General features: G+C 71.6%; 19 protein-coding genes. 11 read left to right on the forward strand and 8 right to left on the reverse strand.

The window, feature by feature from the left end; all coding sequences use genetic code 11:
• Nucleotides 1-38: 38 nt before the first annotated feature.
• On the reverse strand, nt 39-368 hold the full coding sequence (locus CS0771_RS29820) for a DUF2795 domain-containing protein (RefSeq protein WP_203746952.1): 330 nt from the start codon (nt 366-368) through the stop codon (nt 39-41).
• 601 nt (nt 369-969) lie between these two features.
• On the opposite strand from CS0771_RS29820, the gene CS0771_RS29825 reads away from it, so the two are divergent.
• From CS0771_RS29825 to CS0771_RS29845, 5 genes are read left to right on the forward strand one after another with little or no spacing between them, the layout of a single operon-like run.
• Nucleotides 970-2,100: a CapA family protein gene (locus CS0771_RS29825; protein WP_244871113.1), complete on the forward strand. Its 1,131-nt coding sequence runs from the start codon at nt 970-972 to the stop codon at nt 2,098-2,100.
• Nucleotides 2,097-4,340: a HAMP domain-containing protein gene (locus CS0771_RS29830; protein ID WP_212844098.1), complete on the forward strand. Its 2,244-nt coding sequence runs from the start codon at nt 2,097-2,099 to the stop codon at nt 4,338-4,340. The genes CS0771_RS29825 and CS0771_RS29830 overlap by 4 nt, the downstream gene beginning before the upstream one ends.
• Nucleotide 4,341: 1 nt before the next feature.
• Nucleotides 4,342-5,616 carry a poly-gamma-glutamate synthase PgsB gene (gene pgsB, locus CS0771_RS29835; protein WP_212844099.1) on the forward strand — a complete coding sequence of 425 codons (1,275 nt, stop codon included), beginning with the start codon at nt 4,342-4,344 and terminating at the stop codon, nt 5,614-5,616.
• Nucleotides 5,613-6,098 carry a poly-gamma-glutamate biosynthesis protein PgsC/CapC gene (locus tag CS0771_RS29840; RefSeq protein WP_212844100.1) on the forward strand — a complete coding sequence of 162 codons (486 nt, stop codon included), beginning with the start codon at nt 5,613-5,615 and terminating at the stop codon, nt 6,096-6,098. The genes pgsB and CS0771_RS29840 overlap by 4 nt, the downstream gene beginning before the upstream one ends.
• A gap of 26 nt (nt 6,099-6,124) precedes the next feature.
• Nucleotides 6,125-7,165 carry an NlpC/P60 family protein gene (locus CS0771_RS29845; protein ID WP_212844101.1) on the forward strand — a complete coding sequence of 347 codons (1,041 nt, stop codon included), beginning with the start codon at nt 6,125-6,127 and terminating at the stop codon, nt 7,163-7,165.
• A 15-nt stretch (nt 7,166-7,180) separates the two neighbouring features.
• Here CS0771_RS29845 and CS0771_RS29850 read toward each other — a convergent pair whose 3' ends face one another.
• Nucleotides 7,181-7,954, reverse strand: a complete 774-nt coding sequence (locus CS0771_RS29850; protein ID WP_212844102.1) for a hypothetical protein — start codon at nt 7,952-7,954, stop codon at nt 7,181-7,183.
• A 348-nt stretch (nt 7,955-8,302) separates the two neighbouring features.
• Nucleotides 8,303-8,827, reverse strand: coding sequence for a hypothetical protein (locus CS0771_RS29855; RefSeq protein WP_244871114.1), 525 nt, complete (start codon nt 8,825-8,827; stop codon nt 8,303-8,305).
• Nucleotides 8,828-9,011: 184 nt separating this feature from the next.
• Here CS0771_RS29855 and CS0771_RS29860 point away from each other — a divergent pair, with 184 nt between their 5' ends.
• The 3 genes from CS0771_RS29860 to CS0771_RS29870 all read left to right on the forward strand — a co-directional run bounded on the left by CS0771_RS29860 (nt 9,012) and on the right by CS0771_RS29870 (nt 10,680).
• Nucleotides 9,012-9,539, forward strand: coding sequence for a DUF2510 domain-containing protein (locus CS0771_RS29860; RefSeq protein ID WP_212844104.1), 528 nt, complete (start codon nt 9,012-9,014; stop codon nt 9,537-9,539).
• Nucleotides 9,540-9,704: 165 nt separating this feature from the next.
• Entirely contained in the window at nt 9,705-10,271 is a 567-nt protein-coding gene (locus tag CS0771_RS29865; RefSeq protein WP_212844105.1) for a hypothetical protein, read from the forward strand.
• 154 nt (nt 10,272-10,425) lie between these two features.
• Nucleotides 10,426-10,680: a hypothetical protein gene (locus tag CS0771_RS29870; protein ID WP_212844106.1), complete on the forward strand. Its 255-nt coding sequence runs from the start codon at nt 10,426-10,428 to the stop codon at nt 10,678-10,680.
• A gap of 9 nt (nt 10,681-10,689) precedes the next feature.
• Here the strand turns inward: CS0771_RS29870 and CS0771_RS29875 are convergent, their stop codons facing one another.
• The 5 genes from CS0771_RS29875 to CS0771_RS29895 form a co-directional block, all read right to left on the reverse strand.
• Entirely contained in the window at nt 10,690-10,881 is a 192-nt protein-coding gene (locus tag CS0771_RS29875; RefSeq protein ID WP_212844107.1) for a hypothetical protein, read from the reverse strand.
• A 25-nt stretch (nt 10,882-10,906) separates the two neighbouring features.
• On the reverse strand, nt 10,907-11,740 hold the full coding sequence (locus CS0771_RS29880) for an SDR family oxidoreductase (protein WP_203746968.1): 834 nt from the start codon (nt 11,738-11,740) through the stop codon (nt 10,907-10,909).
• A 131-nt stretch (nt 11,741-11,871) separates the two neighbouring features.
• Nucleotides 11,872-12,288, reverse strand: coding sequence for a hypothetical protein (locus CS0771_RS29885; RefSeq protein ID WP_212844108.1), 417 nt, complete (start codon nt 12,286-12,288; stop codon nt 11,872-11,874).
• Between the two features lie 37 nt (nt 12,289-12,325).
• Nucleotides 12,326-12,670, reverse strand: coding sequence for a metalloregulator ArsR/SmtB family transcription factor (locus tag CS0771_RS29890; protein WP_203746971.1), 345 nt, complete (start codon nt 12,668-12,670; stop codon nt 12,326-12,328).
• Between the two features lie 155 nt (nt 12,671-12,825).
• Nucleotides 12,826-13,218, reverse strand: a complete 393-nt coding sequence (locus CS0771_RS29895) for a MerR family transcriptional regulator (RefSeq protein ID WP_212844109.1) — start codon at nt 13,216-13,218, stop codon at nt 12,826-12,828.
• 139 nt (nt 13,219-13,357) lie between these two features.
• On the opposite strand from CS0771_RS29895, the gene CS0771_RS29900 reads away from it, so the two are divergent.
• From CS0771_RS29900 to CS0771_RS29910, 3 genes are read left to right on the forward strand one after another with little or no spacing between them, the layout of a single operon-like run.
• The gene (locus CS0771_RS29900) at nt 13,358-14,677 is read left to right on the forward strand and encodes a hemolysin family protein (RefSeq protein ID WP_212844110.1); all 1,320 of its coding nucleotides are present in this window, start codon (nt 13,358-13,360) and stop codon (nt 14,675-14,677) included.
• A complete protein-coding gene (locus CS0771_RS29905) occupies nt 14,674-15,744 on the forward strand; it encodes a hemolysin family protein (RefSeq protein ID WP_212844111.1) in 1,071 nt (356 codons plus the stop codon). Before CS0771_RS29900 ends, CS0771_RS29905 begins: the two co-directional genes overlap by 4 nt.
• Before the next feature lie 29 nt (nt 15,745-15,773).
• Nucleotides 15,774-16,907: a sporulation protein gene (locus CS0771_RS29910; protein ID WP_212844112.1), complete on the forward strand. Its 1,134-nt coding sequence runs from the start codon at nt 15,774-15,776 to the stop codon at nt 16,905-16,907.
• Nucleotides 16,908-16,912: the final 5 nt, after the last annotated feature.

Raw genomic sequence — 16,912 nt, forward strand, 5'->3', positions numbered from 1 at the left:
CGGGCGCGCTGTCCCGCCCGGCCGCGCCTGCGCCCCTCTCAGAAGCGCTGCTCGACCTCCAGGCCGAGCGCCTGCCACAGTTCCCGCGTGTTGGCGAAGGTGCGCCCGCGCTCCAGCAGCCCGAGGGACTCCATCACCTCGTCCGGAGCGTCGCTGCGCACCGCCGTCTCGGTGAGGTCCTCGGTCGTCGCCGGGAACGTCGCCAGCGAGACGTGCTCGCCGATGCGGGCGCGCAGCTCGCGCCGGTCCGGGTCGGTCTCGTCGCCGGTCACGACGCCGTCGCGGCCGGGAGTGTCCCAGGACCGCCGGTCGAGGTCGTCCTCGATCGGGTCGCCGAGCTGCCTGCTGCCATACGGTGTGTGCGTCATGCGGTACAACATTCCCCCGCTTCGCCCCATGAAACCTGTACGCCTTGTTTGCCGGAAAGGTGCCGAGGGCAAGGTACAAGCCGGAGGTGGGCGTCCCGGCGTGGGCAGCAGTGGCCCGTCCGGGTCGACGAGCAGCTCGCACCGGACGCCCACCCCGGCCCGGAGTGCAGCCGCGGCCGCCCCTGCGACTACACCGGGCTCAGCTACGCGGCTGCGCGATGGCCCCGTCCAGTGGCCGTGCGACGACGCCCGGCCCGGCGGCACCGAGCGCCTCTACACCGACGGGGTCTTCCCGGCCCGCGCCGAGCAGTGCGAGGCCTACGGCCACGACCTGCTCACCGGAGCCGGACCGACTGCACGCCGAGGCGCCGCCAGCGGCCCGTTGTCCTTGTTCGGCACAGATGGCCGATCGCTGCCTGACTCGTCAGTCAGTGATGATTTGCGCTGTGACCTGCACCATTGCTTGTCGAGAAGCATCACCGAGGCATCCTGATGCCTTACTCTTGCCGCCGTGCATGACGTCAAACGGGGGCGGCATGGCGCTGGTTGGCGCCTGCTCGTCATCACGCTGACAACGGCGGCTCTAGGAGCCGCCGTTGGCGTGTACGCGTGGAGTTCAGACCAGGTGGCCGGCGCGGAGCCGACCACCGCGGTGCCGGTGTCACCGGCCGATGAGGCCAGGATCCCGCAGATCACCGGACGGTCGCTGACCGTCCTCGGCGCTGGCGACATCCTGGTGCATCCGGAGATGTGGGATCAGGCCCGGCGCGACGGCGGCGGCCGGATGGACTTCGCGCCCATGCTGTCCGATGCGGCTGGGGCCGTCTCCGGCGCCGGTCTGGCGCTGTGCCACATGGAGACGCCGGTGGCCCCGCTCGGCGGGCCGTTCATCGGATTCCCCAAGTTCAGCGTGCCGCCGCAGATCGTGGACGGCATCAAGGCCACCGGCTACGACGGCTGCTCGACGGCCTCCAACCACGCCATCGACCGGGGCCCCGAGGGCGTGACCCGCACGCTGGACGCCCTCGACGCCGCCGGGATCGGGCACACAGGGACATACCGCACCGCAGCTGAGTCCCGGCTCCCCACGATCTACCCGGTGGACGGCGTCAAGATCGCCCATCTGTCCTACACGAAGCACTTCAACGGGCTCACCGAGCCCGCCGGCCTGGGCTGGATCGCCAACGAGATCGACCCCAAGAAGATCGCCTCGGACGCCAAGCAGGCCCGCAGGGCCGGCGCCGAGATCGTGATCGTCAGCATGCACTGGGGCACCGAGTACGAGCACGAACCCGACGTCGACCAGCAGAACTGGGCGCGGCAGGTAGCTGCCTCACCGGATGTCGACGTGATCTTCGGGCATCACGCACACGTCGTCCAGCCGATCGAGCAGGTGTCCGGCAAATGGGTCGTGTACGGCATGGGCAACCAGATCGCCCGGCACGCCGAACCGATCAACGAGAACCGTGAGGGCGCCATGGTGCGCTTCACGTTCACTCCGGCCGGGCCCCAGCGCTGGAAAGTCGCCCTGGTGGAGGCGCTACCGACCTTCGTCGACCTCAATCCGGACATCCGCCTGGTCGACCTGGCGCAGGCGCTGCGCAGCCCGGGGCTGTCGCCGGGGCGCCGGCGCATCTACGAGGCCGCGATGGAGCGCATCGGCGGGCACCTGCTGACCCGCGCCGCCGGCAGCGAGCGGCTGTTCGTGCACGGCTTCCGGAGCCCGGCATGAGCAGGCCCGACCCCGCCCCGGCGCCGGAAGGGCAGCGGGCCATGACCGGCAGCTCCAGCGCCCGCTCGCGCGAGGAACTCATCGACGAGCACATGCGCGCCGAGCGGGACGTCCTGAAGTGGCGGCGGCGCGCCCTCGACCAGCAGCTGCCCGCGGTCGGCTTCCCGAACGGCGCCGGCGCCCCGTCCACGGTCTACCTGCTGGCGATGGTGGTGCTGGCCCTGACCGCGGTCGCCGTCTTCGCCGCGAACTCCGGCGCCGGCGTGCCGCAAGCCGTGCTGGACTCGCAGCGCGACTCGGTCAGCAAGCTCGCCCGGTCCATCGACGCCGCCTACCGCCTGGACGTCGAGACGGTCGAACGCGCGGTCGACACCAACCGGACCTCGGCCGCGACCGACCCCAAGCACCTGCTCGAGGACGTGCTGCAGGCGCAGTCCTGGTCCGGGGCCGCCGTCCTCGACACGGCCACCTCGGCGGTGCAGTCGACGGCCGGTCTGGCGATTCCCGCCGACCTGCTGGCCGCGCCGCGTTCCCCGGACGGCACCGCCACGGCGATCACCGACGACGGGCCGTCGGTGCTGCACGCCGAACCCCTGGACGAGACCCACACCCTCATCGCCTTCCAGCCGGTGCGGATGCGCAACCTGCGCCTCAACCCCGACGCCGACCACGGCGTCCACCTGCTGACCACGAGCGGCGGCCACACCCTGGTGCAGGGCGTCGCCGCCGTCGACGAGCAGACACTGACGCCGCTGTTCACCGGGCTCGGCGCGATCACCGCGAGCACGTCGTCGGAGCACCTGCTACCCGGCGACGACCGGCGTCGCCTGGTGGTGGCGGCGGCGCCGATCCGCTCGGCCGGGCTGGTCGTCGCGTCGCTGGTGAGCACCGAAGTCGCGGCGGGCACGCCGCTGATGCACGGCATCGTGCTCGGAGGCAGCCTGCTGGTCGCGGCGCTGACCTCGTTCGCGCTGATGCGGCTCTCGCTGCTCGTGCCGCTGCGCCGGCTGCTGCGCCGCGCCAAGGCCGACGCGTGCGGTGAGCCGGTGAAGCAGCGCCAGTCGCTGCGTACGGCGGAGATGTTCCGCATCGCGCGGGCGTTGGCGGTGTCGTCGAACGCCTCGCTGCGGGCCAGGCGCTGGCGGCCCGCGGCGGTGACCGGGCTGGTGGCGAGTACGGTCGTCACGTTGGCGTGGGCTGGTGCCGTGGCCACGGTCGCCTACCGGACGCGCCCGGCCGAGGTGCCCGCGCAGCTGGTGATCGACGAGGAGAATCGCGCCGAGTCGGCCGCGGTGATGCTCGGCCACGTTCTCGACACCGGCCTGTCGAGCGTGTCGCGGCTGGTCGGCGAGGTTGGTGCCAAGGACCCGGCGGCGGCGGAGCGCCGGCTGGAGCGGGTGCTGGCCGACGAGGACCGCTTCCGCAGCGTGTACCTGGTGGATGCGGCGGGCCGGCCGGTGGCGCAGGCCGGTGCGGAGCCGCTGCGGCAGCAGCAGCCGCTGGCCGGTGAGATCGGCGTCCGCCTGGACCAGGCGGCGGGCCGGGTCCCGGTGATCTACGCGTACCGGGTGGCGGGCGACGGCAACGGCGTCGTGGCGGAGTTCGACGTGGATGGCCTGCGTGGCGTGCTTCGCCAGAGCGGCGGCCGTGCCCGTGTGGTCGATGCGGAGATGCGCACCGTCCTGGACTCGGAGGGCTATCTCGCGTTCCAGCCGCTGGCGGGGACGATCGTGCAGCGTGTGGCGACGGCGACGCTGCCGGGCGGCACGGCCAGCGAGACGGGCCGGACGACCGCCGGCCACGTCCTGGTAGCCGCGACCGGCCTGGTCAACCCGACCACGGTGGCGCATCTGGAATGGTCGCTGGTGGTGGAGCAGGACGTCGCCGCGATGTGGCTGCCGCAGTCGACGACGCGGCGGTGGACGCTGCTGGCGGCGGGCATCGCCGCGGCCTTCGCCGTCCTGACGCTTGCCTGGCACTTCTTCGTCTTCGTACGGCCGCTGCGCCGGCTCGCCGACACAGCCGACCGCATCAGCGGCGGCGACTTCGAGATGCCCGTGCCGCCGCAGCGGCATGACGAGATCGGCATCATCGCCATGTGCCTGGAGATCTGCCGGCAGGTCCGGCACACGGGCTCGGCACGATTCGGCGGCGCCGTGCGGATGCGTGGTTCCGAGAGCGACTTCACCTCGGTCCTGCCCCGAGCCCGCAGCCGGCGGCCCGAGACGGCGGAGGCCTGAGTTGTACTACCTCTACACGGTGTTCGCGTTGTGCTGCCTGGCGCTGCTGGGCGCCGGCGTCGTCGAGCAGCGCAAGCACTACCGAAACCTGGCGGTGATCCCCAACCGGGTGCTCGTCAACGGCATCCGCGGCAAGAGCTCCATCACGCGGCTGTGCGCCGGCGCGCTGCGCGGCGGCGGGCAGGTCGTGGTCGCCAAGACGACCGGCACCGCGGCGCGGTTCATCTTCCCGGACGCCAGCGAGGAACCGGTGTACCGCAAGTTCGGCATCGCCAACGTCGTCGAGCAGATCGGCATCGTCCGCCGCGCGGCGGTGTACCACCCGGACGCGCTCGTCATCGAGTGCATGGCGGTGATGCCGGCGCTGCAGGAGGTCAACCAGAGCAAGCTGATCCGCTCGAACATCGGCGTGCTGTGCAACGTACGTGAGGACCACCTCGCCGAGATGGGCCCGACCCTGGACGATGTCGCGCGCTCGCTGAGCCGCTCCATGCCGGTCGGCGGGGTGTGCATCACCGCCGAGCGCGACCGCCTGCACATCCTGCAGCAGGAGGCCGACGCGCGCGGCTGCAGGCTCATCGCCGTCGACCCGGAGTCGGTCACCGACGCCGAGATGGCCGGCTTCGGCTGGATCACGTTCAAGGAGAACGTGGCCATCGCGCTGGCGGTCGCCGAGCAGCTGGGCGTCGACCGCGACAGCGCCCTGGCCGGTATGTGGAACGCGCCGCCGGACCCCGGCGTGCTGTCGGTGGTACGGGTGCAGCACGGCGCCAAGCGCATCCGCTTCGCCAACGTCTTCGCCGCCAACGACCCCGAATCCACCCTGATGAACATCGGGCAGCTGGAAACCCAGGAGCTGATCGGCCGCCCGCTCAACGTGGTCATCAACTGCCGGCCGGACCGGGTGGAGCGCAACGGCCAGATGGGCGCCATGACCGAGCACCTGGACCCGCAGCGCATCCTGCTCATCGGCGAGACCACCCGCAGCGCCCGCGCGACGGTGCCCGAACACCTGCAGGACCGCATCGTCGACCTCGGCGTGCGCATGTCGCCGCACATGCTGCTCGAGCGGGTGATGAGCGCGGTCGACGACGGCTCGTCGCTTGTCGCGGTGGGCAACATCCACGGCCAGGGCGAGGTGCTGCTGCACGAGCTGGCCAACCTGCCCAGCTGGGTGCCGGCGGAGCAGCCGCCTGCCGCAGCCGCCACGCCGGCGCCCGTGCCGGGCCCGCGCCAACCCGTCGACGAGACGGTCGTCCTGGAGAGAATACGATGATCATCAACGGGGAGCTCAACGCTCAGCTGGCCACCGCCTGCCTGGGCATCGGCCTCGTCTTCGCCCTGATGTGCTACCTGACGACCAACCTGTCGCCCGGCGGCATGATCACTCCCGGTTGGATCGCGCTGGCCCTGGTCGAGGATCCGCTGCAGGCTGCCATCATCGTCGTGATGACGGTCGTGACGTACCTGCTGACCCGCCTCCTGCAGAAGATCGTCATCCTCTACGGCAAGCGCCTGTTCGCCGCGATCGTGCTGCTCAGCGTGCTGCTCCAGCTGACGTTGTTCATCATCGTCGAGCGCGACGTGCCGCTGCTGTTCGCCCATCAGACGCTCGGCTTCGTCGCGCCCGGCCTCATCGCGTACCAGCTGGTGCGGCAGCCTCCCAAGGCGACGATCCTCGCCACCGGCATGGTCACCGCGGTCACCTACGGCGTCGCGATCAGCGGCATCGTCGCCGGTTTCATCCCCGTCAGCTAACCCTCGGCAGATTAGGCAGCATCGTTATGGCACACCGCCGTGGCTTCCGGGGCCGCACGGCCCTGATCCTCACCACCGTCACCGGCGTCCTGGCCGGCGCGGGCGCCCTAGCGCTCGCACTGCGCGACAACACGCAGCCTGACCCTGCCGCGCAGCCGCAGGTCGTGGCGCAGCCGAGCGCCACGACCACGGACGGGCTGTCGTTCCGGCGCCTGCAGGATCCTCCCCGCACCGAGGTGGTCGGCCAGGACGGCAAGCCCGTCGCCGTGCTCACCGACGGGTCACGCACCGTCCAGCTGGCGGGCCCGCGGCGGACCTTCGCCGAGCCGCGGTTCACCAACGCCAAGATCAAGAGCGGCTGGTGGGTACGCCTGGCGCCCGCCGAGTGGACCGCCGACGGCGCCGAGCAGGACTGGTTCCGGCCGTGGCTGCGCGACGCGCTGGCCGACCGCAGCCCTGACGTGCTCGCCGTGGCGATGGAGTACACCTACGGCGCCAACCCGCAGAAGAAGAACGGCCTGCAGATCGCCGGGGACGCGGCGTTCGGGCCGCTGTCCGAGATCGACCCCGACGGGCGGGCGGAGAACTCCGACTTCTACGACTACCTCGGCGTGTCCTGGAAGTTCTCCGACGGCAAGAAGGAGCAGCCCAGCGCCACACATCTGCGCAGCCTCGACTGCTCGGGCTTCCTGCGCATGGTCTACGGATACCGCCTGGGCTACCCGCTGCGCGGCACCAACACCCCCGGCGTCGGCCTGCCCCGGCGCGCCTACGCCATGGCCGAGTTCGGACCCGGCGCGCAGCTCATGCCGAACACCGGTAAGCGCGCCAAGGGCCTGGACCGGCTGCTCCCCGGTGACCTGCTGTTCTTCAACGCCGGCCCCGTCCAGGGCACCAACATCGAGCACTCCGGAATGTACATGGGCGTCGACGACCGCGGTCATCACCGGTTCATCTCCAGCCGGACCACCGCCAACGGCCCGACGTTCGGCGACCTGGGCGGCGAGTCGATCCTCGACGGCACCGGCTACTGGGCGGTGCGGCTGCGCACCGCCCGGCGCATCTGAGCACCGGCCGGCTGCTCAGCGCCCGGCGTACAGGCTGCCGACCGCCTTGGCCGCGGCCAGCAGCCGCGACTGGTCCCCACGCACCGACCAGCTCAGCTCCAGGTGGATGAACGGCGTGCCCAGCCGGGCCGCCGACTGGCCCTGCACGTTGGTGGTGCCTTCCAGCCGCCCACACCGCTGAGCCCACGCCCGACACGCCGCGATGCCAGCCTGGTCCAGCAACGCGGCAAGCCGGCGGGCATCGCGGGTGACGTCGGCGGAACCGGCCGACACCACCGCGTCGGCCCCCTCAAGGTTCCGGTCGGCGAACCCGTGCAGTTGCACCTGCGGCAGCCCACCGCGGGCGAACTCGTCGGCCATCGTGTGGAACACCGATCCGTCGTTGTGCGCGACGTCGCCGTCCCCGCCAGCCGTCTGCCGATGCGCCCCGGCAATGAGAAGCACGGCGCCGGGTGTGCTGCGGGCAACCTCCAGGCCCAGGTCGTCCGTGTTCACGTCGAATCCTGGATGCGGCACCTCGACCACCACGCGCGGGGCCGTGGATCGGTCCACCAGGACCACACCCCACGGCCGGTCGCCGTCCCGGTCGGCGGTGAACAGGCTGTACGGCCGGCCCGTCCGCGGATCGGTGCCCTGGAACGTGCGGAACCCCAGCTCGCCGAACGTGCGGTCGAGGACTTCCGTGTCGGCGTGGTCGCGCAGCAGCGCCTCGACCGCAGCACGTGCCTGCGCACGCTCGCGAGCGGTGGGGTCACGGTAGAAGGCGTTCGGCGACAGTCCCGCGGTCATCTCCTCGATGATCGCGACATGGTCGACAGTCGGCTGTGTCGGCCCCTCGGGGGAGGTCGTCGCGCATCCGGCAGCGAGCAGGGTCGCAGCGGCGGCCAGCAAGCCGACGCGGCACTGCCTGGCTCGACCGGCCGGTGGGAAGATCACCGCAAGAGGTTAGCCGAACGGCCGGGCCGGTGGAGACCCCCGAAAACCTTCAGTGACAAATCTCCCGCATGCTGTCACCTGGGACGACACGATGCGAGAAAAGGTGGATGCGAGTCGAAGGTCCGGTCCTGAATCAGAGCGCTATTCCGCGGTGCATTCGGTGCCCTCGAGCCCGAATCGGGCGCCAACCCCCACTCCGGGTCAGAGCCCTGACGGGTGGTCGGACAGCCAGTCGCGGTAGCGGTGCTTCAGCTCATCGCGCTGCTCGCGCGCTGGCAGGACGACGTCGGCCCCGCCGTCGTACGGGTGGTAGAGCCAGTGCAGGTCCAGGGGCGCGACCATGACATTCGCCAGTTCGTCGTCGGCGACAGCGCGTAGCAGCCCGTCGATGCATTGCGGTGTCCACTGCAACGCCTCGACGTAGAGCTGATGAAAGGTCCGGTACTCCGGATCTTCCGGGTCTTCCACGAACGTTCGCCAGTGGTGTGCCCGAGGTGCGACCTCCGCACGCCGCGGCCACCGCTGAGGTGTGAGCTCCTCCGTGTCGGTCCACTCGGTGGTGATGACGAGGACCAGCGGCCCGGCTCCCAGCTGGTCGAGAACGGTGTAATGCCGGTCGAGCACCGTGCCGTACTCGTCTTCGTTATCGGGATAACGCTTGGAACCGGGCAAGCTGTGGAACCTGACCCAACGATCCGGGTAGCGCGAGCGCAGCAGGTACGCCATCGGCGGGCACTCCGGCCACTGTTGCTCCCACAGGTCGGTCAGAGCCTGCGGTCGCGGGTACCGGCTGGAGATCATCCTGCAGTTCTACCGCACCCGGAAGCCACGGATTGTGGGGACCGGCGGGCGACATGGATCGGACGGATACCGTTAGGCTCCTGCCTCCACGCGAGGACCAGGAGAGCACATGACGGAGTCGCCACCAGCCGGGTGGTACGCCGACGCCGACGACTACCTGCGCTACTGGACCGGCGAACGCTGGTCGGACCACACCGCCCCAGCCGGCCGGGCGCTACCGCCGCCGAGCCCCTCGGCACACGTAGCCTCCGGGACACCCCGGTCCACCATCGCCCGGACTCTGCTCAGCGCCGTGATCCTCGGGTCGCTGACGATCCTCGCCAACCGGGCCGCCGAATGGGGACTCGCCGCGCTGTCGTTGCCGAGCCACGGCGTCCTGCGCGACTGGGGCGCGCTCGGACTGCTCGCCCTCGTGCTGTGCCTGCCCGCGGCCCGAGTCGGCTACCGCAAACGGGATCTCATGCTGCTGCTCATTCCGTTCTACAGCTTCTTCCTGGCATGCCGGATCGTCTGGCGGATCGCTTACCTGCCCTTCGCGGACTGGCTGCCACGCGAGGAAGACGCCGCGAACTGGCGGCAGGTCCCGCACCCCACGCTGCCAGGCGAACTACTGTATGCCCGAATTGGACAGAAGTGACCGACCTGAACCTGGCGGCGGCAGCGGGCGCTCGGAGCCGTTGTTCGGCGTCGGTCTGGTCCTGATCGGTGACGCCTGCGGATGCATGGCGCGGTCGGTGTTGCCTGGCACTGCCGCACTACGATGACCGCGCGGCCGGGTGCCATGGGCGGGGAGACGGGGAACATGTCCTGGGTTGAGGAGGTCCTGCGTCAGCGACGCCGACGACGGACGTGGGGCCGGATCGCCATGGTGCTGGCGCTCGTGACCCCGCTTGCCCTCCACCTCAGCCGGCCGTACTGGGAGCAGTACCGAGGCGGGCAGGAAGCCGAAGCGCGCGCGGCAGCCCTTCGGCAGTACGAGACAGTGGTGCGTCCGGCGGTTCGTGCCCTGTTGGCATACGACTACCGCGACTTTGACGGCGCGGTAGCGCATGGACAGGCGTTCCTTACCGGCCCGTTCGCCGCCGAGTACGCCGCCGCCATGGCGTCACTGCGCACGACCGCATTCGCGGAGCAGGCCGTGGTCACCGTGGACGACCCTACTCTGGTCCTCGACGAGCGTGGGCAACACCGGTCCGAGGTGATGGCCTACGTGACGCAGCGACGGCGCTCGAACCGCCTGGCCGGGGTCGAGATCACCTATTGCCGGGTCCTGGTCACCCTGAAACGTGCCGGCTCGGGCTGGAAGGTGGCACGGTTCGTCGTCATGCCGAATTCGACGGTAGAGATCTCGCCTGCCGCCGTACCGTAACCTGTCACCGCTCACGTGCCCGCTGCCGGATCGACTGCAACCCGCCACTGCCGTAGACGATCACTGCCATCGAAGACTGGACGCGCCGATGACTTCGCAGACCCCATCCCAACTCAGCCCGGACGATGTTCGCAGGGCCCCGTCGTATCCGCGGATGCTGACCGCGGCACGGGTCTACGGCGCGGCGATGGCCGGCTTCATGCTGACCGCCGGGCTCATCGCCGCAGTCGGCGTGCAGACGTGGACCTATGCGCTGATAGCCGCGATCGTGCTGACCTGGATCGCCGGGGCCGTGCTGGCCCGCGGCGCGTTCAGGGCGCTCGAGTCCGAACTGGGCGCCAATCCCCGGTCGCCCGCGGTCATCGCCTCGGTGCAGGACCTCTTCCGCTCCCGCCGGTCCGGAGCCTGACGCGTCTGTTCAGCTGTGGCCGGGCTCGCCTGCCGCGTCGGTGTCCGGCTCCTGTCCCCCGCCCGAGGGCGGGTCGACGAACATGCCCGGCGTCTGGCCGAGCTGCTGGCGGCGGCGGAGTTCGGCCGCGGACACCTGCTCCTCGGCCTCCTCCTTCGGCGCGGCCTGGTCGGTCTGGTCCTGAAGTCGTTCCTCGCTCATCGCTGTCCCCTTTCGAGATCCGCCGTCAGAGGATGGGCTTGCCGCCGGTGACCGGGACCATCGCGCCGGAGATGTAGCTGGCCTCGTCCGAGGCGAGCAGCACGAACACCGGCGCGACCTCCTTGGGCTGACCCGGGCGGCCCAGCGGGGTGTTCTTGCCGAACTCCTTGACGTGCTCGGGCGGCATCGTCGACGGGATCAGCGGCGTCCAGATCGGGCCGGGTGCCACGCTGTTGACGCGGATGCCGCGGTCGCCGAGCAGCTGCGCCAGACCGGCGGTGAAGTTCGCGATCGCGCCCTTGGTCGTCGCGTACGGCAGCAGCGTGGGCCGGGGCATGTCGGAGTTCACCGACGCCGTGTTGATGATCGAGGCGCCCTCGCCCAGGTGCGGCAGGGCGGCCTTGACCAGGCGGAACATCGCGGTGATGTTGAGGTCGAAGGTGTGCTGCCACTCCTCGTCCGGGATCTCCTCGACGCTCTCGTGCGTCATCTGGTACGCCGCGTTGTTGACCAGCACGTCGATGCCGCCGAGTTCGCGCACCGCGGTGTCGATCAGTGCCTCGCACTGCTCACGCCCGGACAGGTCGCCGGGCACCAGCACGGCCCTGCGGCCGGCGTCCTCGACCAGCTTGCCGGTCTCCTGGGCGTCCTCGTGCTCGTTCAGGTAGCCGATGACCACGTCGGCGCCCTCGCGCGCGAACGCGATGGCGGTGGCGCGGCCGATGCCGCTGTCCCCGCCGGTGATCACGGCGCGCTTGCCCGACAGGCGGCCGTGGCCCTGGTAGCTGTCCTCGCCGTGATCCGGCTTGTGCTCCATCTCCTGGAGCGTGCCGGGCGGCTGCTGCTGGGGCTCGGACATGTTCGTGCGCCTCCTCGGGTCCGGCGGTCGCGCGCACGCGGGCGCGGCGATCGCTCGCTGACGTCCTCGATAAGCGCATGCCCGGCGATCGACCTGCGGAAACCCAGACGGGGACATTCCCGGCCGGAGGTTCAGGAATGCCGGCAGTGTGCCGCGTGGCCCCCGGGTCCGCTTTGCCCGCAGGCCGGGCAGCTCTCGCCCATGATCATGCGGTGCGAGACGAGCAGGGCCTCGTGCACGAGTCGGCGCCCGGCGGCCGTGCCCCGCCGGAACTCGCCGTCGGCGGCCCGGGCTGCGTCGTACGGGATGTGCACCGGCTCCCGGCTCCGCCCGGCGGCCATCGCCGCGATCCGGGCCACCAGCTCCTGTTCCACGAGACGGCCGTGCCTCAGGCCCGCCCGGTACTCGGGCCCCCCGTCGCTTTCCGCCTCGGGCACCGGCACCGCGGTGTTTTCGTACGCCAGGCACGCGAACAGGTGGACGATCTGCGCGACGTCCTCGCCGTAAGGGGCGGGCCGGCCGGTGTCCGCGTCGCCGGAGTGGCTCATCGCCGCCGCCTGGGGAGGGCGCGGCCGGGGGTGGCGGCTAGGAGCGGCCGCCGGTCTGCGCGGCGCGCAGGTCGTCGAGCAGCCCGACCTGGCTGGACAGCACCTCGGTGAGGATGCGCCGGGCGACCGCGAGCAGCTCCGCGACCTGTGGGCTGACCAGGGAGTAGTAGACCGTCGAGCCTTCCTTGCGGGTCACGACGAGGTTCATCTTGCGCAGCACGGCGAGCTGCTGCGACAGGTGCGCCGACTCCAGGCCGACCTCCGGCAGCATCTCGCCGACCGAGTGCTCCCGCTCGGAGAGCAGCTCCAGCACACGGATGCGAGCGGGGTGCCCGAGCACCTTGAAGAACTCTGCCTTGACCTGATACAGCGGCCTTGTCACCGGTCCACCCCCTTCTCCGCAGCAAACCGTACCCGTCCGCGCGGGGGGTATGCGGGCGGGCGGTTCGGTGGGTCATCGCGCTGAGTGTCCGCGACACCGCCTCAGGATACACAACTTAGGAAGTTGCTAAAGTTAGCAACTGACCAGGTGACAGATCACACCTCGGGCATCGCGGTGAGCAGCTCGGTCGCGACGGTGATGAGCTGGTTGGCCCGCACGGCGAGCGTGGTGGCCAGCCCGTGCGCGGAGCCGGCCGCCGACTCGGCCAGCTGGCGCAGCGCGGCCAGATCGGCGTCGAGCCGGGCCAGCGCGGCGGCCAGGTCCGCTCCCCCGGCGCGCAGCTGGGTGGCGATCTCCGCCAGGCCCATGCCGGAGGCCTCCAGCCGCTGGATGGTGGCGATGTGCTCGGCGGCCACCGGGTCGTATAGCCGGAACCCGCCGGAGGTGCGCGACGCCGGGCTGATCAAACCGAGGTTGGTGTAGAAGTCGACGGTGCGGTTGCTGACGCCTGCTGCGGTGGCGAGTTCACCGATCCGCATCAATGCCATGACCTGCCTCTTTTCAGCAACCGTACAGTTTCACGTGTTAGTGTCGCGCCGTGGATGAGCATAGTGCGGGCCTCCCGGCCCGGCACCTGTCCAAACCGGCCGCCCGGCCGCACACCGTGTCTGGGGTGCTGGCACAGCCGTGCTGATAGTCACCGGGTTGGCGCTGATCGTCGCGCTGACCGCCGCCACCGCCTACTTCGTCGCGCAGGAGTTCGCCTACGTCGCCGCCGACCGCGGCATCCTGCGCAAGGAGGCCGACGGCGGCGATCCCGCCGCACAGCGCGCCCTCGAGGTCACCGGCCGACTGTCGTTCATGCTCTCCGGCGCGCAGCTCGGCATCACCGTCACCGCCCTGCTGGCCGGTTACGTCGCCGAGCCCTATCTGGGCGCCGGGCTCGCGCCGCTGCTGCAGGCCGTCGGCCTGCCCGAGAGCGCCAGCCTGTCCGTATCGGTGCTGCTGGCACTGCTGGTCGCCACGGTCGTGCAGATGGTGCTCGGCGAGCTGGCCCCGAAGAACCTCGCCATCACCCGCCCGGAGGCGCTGGCCCGGTGGCTGTCCCGGTCCACCCTGATCTACCTGACCGTGGCCGGGCCGGTGATCCGGGTGTTCGACGCCGCGGCCAACCGGCTGCTGCGCACCGTCGGCATCGAACCGATCGAGGAGCTGCCGCAGGGTGCCACCCGGGAAGACCTGGAGCAGATCGTCGCCGAGGCGCGCGACGCCGGGCACCTGGACGCCGACACCGCCGCGCTGCTCGATTCCGGGCTGGACTTCCGGCTGCTCACCGCGGGCGAGGCGATGGTGCCGCGGGTCGACGTCGTCGTCATGTCCGCCGCCGACCCGGCCTCCCGCCTGGTCGAGCTGCTCGGCACCGGCCACTCCCGCTTCCCGGTGATCGGCGCGGGCCTCGACGACGTGCTCGGCGTGGTCTCCATCGCCGAGGTGCTCGCCGTGCCCGCGCACGCCCGCGCGGTGACACCGGTGGCCTCGATCGCGGTGGCGCCGGTGGTGGTGCCCGCCGCGGTCACCCTGCCCACGGTGCTGGAGCGGCTGCGCGCCGAGCACCGGCAGCTCGCCATCGTCGCCGACGAGTACGGCGGCTTCGCCGGGGTGATCAGCCTGGAGGACGTCGCCGAGGAGCTGGTCGGCCCGATCCGCGACGAGGACGACCTGCCCGAGGCCCGGCCGCACGCCCAGCCCGACGGATCGTGGCTGGTGCCCGGCCGCTGGCGCATCGACCAGATCGCCGACGCGACCGGCATCGAGCTGCCCGGCGACGACGTGTACGACACCGTCTCCGGCCTCATCCTGCACCGGCTCGGCCGGGTCACCACCCGCGGCGACGTCGTCGACGTCGACACCGCCGAACCGGAGGGCGGCGCCCGCCTGACCGTGCTGGAGGTACACCGCCACGTCCCGGTCAGCGTCCGGGTCGAGCCGCTCGGGCGGCAGCCGTGAGCACCACGACCGCGCTGACGGTGTCGGTGCTGCTGCTCGCGCTCAACGGCTTCTTCGTCGCCGCCGAGTTCGCCCTGGTCGCGTCGAAACGGCACCGGCTGCAGCAGTACGCCGACGCGGGCTCACGCGCCGCGCGGGCGGCCATCGCCGGCACCCGCGAGCTGTCGCTGATGCTCGCCGGGGCGCAGCTGGGCATCACGCTGTGCTCGCTGGGCCTGGGCGCGCTGGCCAAACCGGCGCTGGCCGACGTGCTCGACCCGCTGCTGGCCGCCGCCGGGCTGCCCGAGCAGGCGAGCTACGCCATCGCGTTCCTGCTGGCGCTGGCCCTGGTGGTGTTCCTGCACATGGTCGTCGGGGAGATGGCGCCGAAGTCCTGGGCGATCTCGCACCCCGAGCGGTCCGCGCTGGTGCTGGCGCTGCCGTTCCGGGCGTTCGCCCGGCTGGCGCGCCCGGCGCTGGCCGCGCTGAACGCGTTCGCCAACGCCAGCCTGCGCCTGTGCAAGGTGCGCCCGGTCGACGAGCTGGCACAGGCGCACGGCCCCGCCGAGCTGCAGATGCTGCTGTCGGCCTCGGCCGAGCACGGCACGCTGCCCCCGGCCGACGAGCGGCTGCTGTCGGCGATGCTCACCCTCAACAACACCACGGTCGACTCGGTGATGATCCCGGCCGCCCGGATCGTGACGGTCGAGCGCCACGCCAGCGCCGCCCGGGTCGAGCACACCGCCCGCGAGCGAGGCCGTTCGCGGCTGGCCGTGACCGGCCCGGCCGGGGCGATCACCGGCATCGTGCACGTACGCGACGCGCTGAAGGCCACCACCGCCGGGCTCGACCTGACCGCGGGCGAACTGGCCACCCGGCCGCACCGGCTGCGGCCGGGGCAGAGCGTGATGTCGGCGATCCGCGGCATGCGCGAGCAGCGCGCGCAGGTGGCCCTCGTCACCGACCGCGGGACCACGGTCGGGCTGGTCGCGCTGGAGGATCTGCTGGAGCAGGTCATCGGCCAGTTCGACGACGAGACCGACCCCATCATCGCCACCCACCTGTCCACCCAGCACACTCGCCGCTAGCGGGTGCGTCAACCAACGGAAGGACCCTGATGGTCTTCAAGAAACTGCTCGCCGGGCTCGGCCTGGGCGGCGTCGAGGTCGACACCGTCCTGTCCGCGCAACCGGCGGTCCCGGGCGGGCAGCTGCACGGCCAGGTCAACCTGCGCGCCAAGTCCGACACCGACATCACCGCGATCTGGCTGCTGCTGGTCGCCAGCACCCCGTTCGGCGAGGTGGAGCTGGGCCGCCAGCAGGTCGCCGCCGGGATGCGGGTGGCGGGCGGGCAGACGCCGTCGGTGCCGTTCGCGCTCGCCGTGCCCGCCTTCGTGCCGTTCACGGCGCTGTACGGCAAGGGCCTGCCGGGCGGCGGCGTCGGCGTGCGCACCGAGGTGCAGGTCGCGGCGGGCAGCGCCAAGGGTGACTGGGACCCGGCCCGGCTGGACGCCTCGCCCGCCCACCAGCAGATCATCGACGCGCTGGGCACCATCGGCTGCCGGTTCGTGCGCAACGAACTGCGGCCCGGGGCGAGCGCGGGGCTGCCCGTGCCGGTGGCGCAGGCGGTCACGTTCTACGCGCCGATCCCGGAGGGGCAGCAGCCCGGCCCGCACATCCCGCAGCTGACCTTCACCTTCACCGCGACCGGGGAGACGCTGGTCGTGCTCGCCGAGCTGACCTCGCGGCCCGGCAGCGCCGACCGGCACGAGCTGTCGCCGGCCGACGTGGCGCGGCTGTCCGCCGAGAGCGGCTGGATCGGCGAGGTCGACCGCTGGGTCACCACGGCGCTGGACAAGCTCGGCCAGGCCCCGGCCGCCGCGCCCGGCTCGTTCATGCAGCCCGCGCCCGCGCAGCCGTACGGCCACACCCCCGGCTACGGCCAGGCCGGTTACGGGCACGCCGCCAAGGGCTACGCCTACGGCGGGCACGGCCACCACGGGTACTCCGGGTACAAGTACGGCGGCTACCACGGCAAGCCGAGCATGGCCGGGGCGGTCGCGGCGGGTGTGGGCGGCGCCGCGCTGGGCTTCCTGGGCGGCATGGTCATCGGCGACATGATCAGCGACGCGTTCGAGCCGGACATCGCCCAGGCGGTCGAGGACCCGGCGGCGGCCGCGGAGGACTTCGCCGGCTACGACGACGGCGGCTTCGGGTTCGACGACGGCGGCGGCGACTTCGGCGAGTTCTGAGCCTC

This window comes from Catellatospora sp. IY07-71 (assembly GCF_018326265.1).
Lineage (GTDB): Bacteria > Actinomycetota > Actinomycetes > Mycobacteriales > Micromonosporaceae > Catellatospora.